The sequence below is a fragment of the Streptomyces sp. NPDC054841 genome, from assembly GCF_053611045.1.
Genome location: NZ_JBSGZO010000628.1, coordinates 1 through 4,110, shown reverse-complemented (window position 1 = coordinate 4,110; position 4,110 = coordinate 1). Strand labels below are relative to the sequence as shown.

Genomic DNA, 4,110 nt, shown 5'->3' with positions numbered 1-4,110 from the left:
CTCCAAGGCCGCATGCGGCTGGACTCCCTGGTCACCACCGATCCCCAGCCCGCCCCCGAAGTCGGCACCGAGCGGTGGCCGGCCGTCACCGTCCACCCGCCGCACTCGGGCAGGCCGTCCAACCGGCCTCCGACATCCTTGGTGATGCTGGCCACCGGCGAGCCCCTGGAAGCGCTGCCGGCCTCGACCCAGGAGGCGGTGACCTTGCTGACGAAGTCCGGCGTCGACGGGGAAACTGTCGTCTCCGTACTGCTTCCGCTGGTGGACGGGAAGATGGCGCTGGCCTGGAAGGGTGTGCCGGGCGCCACGGACGGCAAGGCCGTCCTCCGGCTGACCACCCCGAGGGCCGTCGCCTGGGCGGTGGACGGCGGAGTCCCAGATCCCCTCAGGCGGCAGCGACGCCAGCAGGGCGCCCCCTTGGAATTCGAGCCGCAGCGTGGTCCGGAGCTCGGTCTCGTCAATGCCCTGCAGCTGCTCACCGACCCTGTCACCGAGGAGCAGTACCCAGACCTGGTTGCCCAGGCCCTCGATCTGGCCCGCTGGCTGGGCTGCACCGCGGTCGGCCACCTGCCGCCGAACGCCATCTGGGGCGTCAGCCGAAGGACCGGCCTGGTGGAGGTGGTGAAGGAGGACGGCAGCATCGGCGGCCTGGTCTGGCAGCGGCCTGACGGCAAGCCCGGGCAGTACGAGATTCCCGCGCCGCCGGAGCCAATCGAGCACCAGAACGCGGTCCCGGCCGCGACCACCGGGCCCGAGGTGGAGCTGCTTGCCGTCCCCGGCCGCGACGGCGCCCCGACCGTGGAGATCGTCACGTTCCGGGAAACCCTGAACTCCTCGCCCGACAGCGGAGCCCTCGACGACGGGCTCTCCGAAGCCGGGTCCGACGACAGCACCGTGACCGTCACACCGGCCAACGTCGGGCAGATCCTCGTGAACGCCGTCGACGGCACAGGCATCGGTATGGGGACAGGCGCCGACGTCACCCTCACCGAGGACACGCGCCCGGTGCGGCTCGCGGCCTCGCTACGAGGACTGCGGGCAACGGACGTGCGCCACGCCGTGGACCTGTTCGAGCAGGCGCTGCGTGAGCTCGAGCCCGAGGACCCGGCCGCCGGCCGTGACTGGGCTCTGGTCGGCGTCGACCCCCAGGGGCGGGTCGTTCTGCACGTCGAAACGGGCATAGTGACTGCCGAGCCTTGGGAGTTCGCGGCCTGGCTGCTGGTGGCCGGACTCGACAACGCCGTCAACGTTGCCATCGCCGGCGCTGACGCCAAGAAACTGGCGGCACTGCGGCCGTTCTTCGACGAGGTCGCGGAGCTGCTGAACAACCCGGTCGAGCCGATGGCCTGGACATGGCCGCTGTACGACGCAGAGACAGGAACCGTGGCCGCACCGTGGCGCCCCCGCGCCGAGGTCCTGCAGTCCTTCCCCGAACTGCCCGACCGGCTCGCGGTCGTACTGCCGGACGATCTGCTGCCCGGCGAGGAGATGGTTCCATGGCGGTCCTCCCCTACTGCCCTGTCGAAGGGCAAGAGCCGCCGGTCTGTTGAGCCGAACGGCTTCCCCGTGCAGCAACCGGACGGCACTACCGTCCATGCCGTGGGTACCGAGGACGAGGGGTGGTGGACACCGCTTGCCCAATCCGTCGAGGTGCTCTCCAGGCCCGAGGAAAGCGGCCTGCCCCGCACATTCCCGGACCACTACCCGCAGTGGGCGCGCACCGCCCTCGACGGGCTCGATCACAGCCGGGACGAGCACATCGAGCTGGCGGTGCGGGAGGTGCTGCCGCGTGCCTGGTGGGTGAAGGACCATGTCCTCAAGTCCCCGGACGCCGAGACCCCGGCGGTCTTCCCGATCCTGGGCCGGCCCGGCTTCGTATTCGAGGTGGTGGCCGCCGGGGGATGGATCCGGACGGACGGCGAACCGGACCCGTTCATCGCCCGCAAGATCCGCTCCACGGTGACTAAGCCGTCGCCGGTGGTGTGGTACGGCAACGGTCTGGAGACCGTGCCGTCGAAGGCACTGCTGGACGCTGCCCGGACGGTGCTGCGCGGCCTCCTGCAAGAGGTCTTCGGCAGCGGGGAGCTGCGGCTGGCCGCCCAACCCACCGGGGGCGCGGTCATCGACGCCTGGCACCTGGCGCAGGACGTCAAGCTGCGGTTTCACGACCCCCGGCGGCTTCGTGTTGGGGGCGTCGGCCCGGCCCCCGGGAAGACCGCCTTGGCCCCGGCGCGCGGTCACCGGGCGCCCACCGCCGAGGTGCCCACTCCGCTGCACCCTGCGGCGGCGGCCGACGGCGTCGAGCCACCGCGCTATCTCGAAGCTGCTCTCGGCAGTGGCAGCGACGGTGCGGAGACCCGCGACACCGCGTCCGGAGAGAGCTCGGCCGTTGTCCCCTCCGGGAACCACAACACTCCCGGAGTGGTTCCGGGGCCTGCGAAGATCCCGGTGTACCCGGACCGGATGCCACTGCTGCCCGTGAGTGTGCCGGAGGCATTCGTACGCGGTATCCAGGGCATGGAGCAGTTCCCGGGGCGGGCTGTCGTCCCGGTCATGGTCGACCAGGAGGGGCTCCTCCTCGTGAGATCGGAGAGCCCCGGAAGCCGCACCGCTGTCCCCGTCGACCCGCGGGACTTCGCCCAGCGCCTGCTCGGGGCGCTGCACGGTACCGTGGTCGACCACATCCAATTCGTCCCCTACTTCGTGGCGCAGCTGACCCAGGCCGGCCAAGGGCGCCTGCGCGAGGCATACCGTGAGATCGCTCTGTCGCTCGAGCGTGCACTCGCAGCGCCCAAGGACGGCTTGCGCCCGGTCCCGCGCACCACCCGGCCGAGCCTGATCCTGGAGTCCGTGTCACCGGGCACCGGGACGACGCTCGGATGGGATTTCTATGGTCCGGAGGAGCGGCGGCTGGCCGAATGGGTCTGGACCGACAACCTGGGCAACCTCCTGCCGCACGATGTGCCGTCCCAGTTCGCCGCTCGCCGTGTGCTCGTCTCGAACACCGACCTGACGCCGCGGACCTGGGAGCTCCTGCGGAATCTGAACAGCGTCCTCTCGCCCACCCTCCACTTTGTCGCAGTCGAACTCGGCGAGGGAATACCGACGTTGCAGTTCAACGACGGTCCTCTCCATGCGAAGGTGAGCGACTTCGCCACCTGGCTGCGCCGGGGCGGCGTCCCTGACGGCGCAGACCTGGTCATCATCGACCTGAACACCATCTCCCAGGGACGCCGTGCCTCCAAGAGCTTGGACCGGACGTACGCGTTGCTCCTGGGCGAGGCGATGAAGGGGCACATTCATGCCATCGAGCCCAACTTCTCCCTGACCTGGAACCGGAGCCTCCGCACGCCTCAACTGCTGCCACCGCCGCACACGCCGCTGGACCTCTTGGACACCCAGCACGAGCTGGAGCATGCGCCCTCCAAGCGAGGTGGCTGGCTCAGCCACTTCGCCCCGGGCACGAAAGGCACTCTGGTCGGCACCCCGTCGGGAACGTTGATCAGGCAGGACAGCTATGCCGTCTTGCCGCTCTACTCCCCCGAGGACGGCTCATCGGCGGTGACCGGCCTGCTCGTCGGGCCGACGCCGGAGGATCCCACCCTCCTCGACGCCGACGTGGCCGGGCTGTTCCGCATTCACCTCACCGTGGACCCGCAACTCGGCGTGATCATGGTGAAGGCCGACGGCCTGAAGGTGTCGCTCGACCAGGCCGAGGCCGAACGCCTGGCAGGAGCCGTTCACGCGGTCGTGGGCCGGTCCACGACGCAGGACTACGCCATCGTGTTCAACCGACGCATCAGCGGCGCCCAACGTGGGCAGGTCCGCAGCCAGCTGGCCCTGCTGGCGAGGTTCCTGGAAGCCGACCTGCACTTTCCGTCCGCTGGTTCCCGTCCGGAGCCGCTCGTGCAGGGCGGACGAAGGCTCACGCTGCGCCTGCTGCGCGGAGGACTGTGGGAGAGGATCACCAATCCGCTCGCACCGTCCAGGCGCGCCCGGCTCCTCGGGGACACCAACGGCTACCTGCGCAAGCTGGTTGCCATCAACGCGAGGCCGCTGTCCGGCGAGGACGGCCAGGCCGGCCCGGCCACGTTCATCGACTTCCTGGAC

At 70.2% G+C, this 4,110-nt stretch carries 1 protein-coding gene; it reads left to right on the top strand.

Features of this window, described 5'->3' with window-relative positions:
• Positions 1-12 precede the first annotated feature (12 nt).
• Positions 13-4,110 (top strand): hypothetical protein (locus ACWGI8_RS40745; protein ID WP_453668495.1); only part of this gene is annotated, 4,098 nt, incomplete at its 3' end.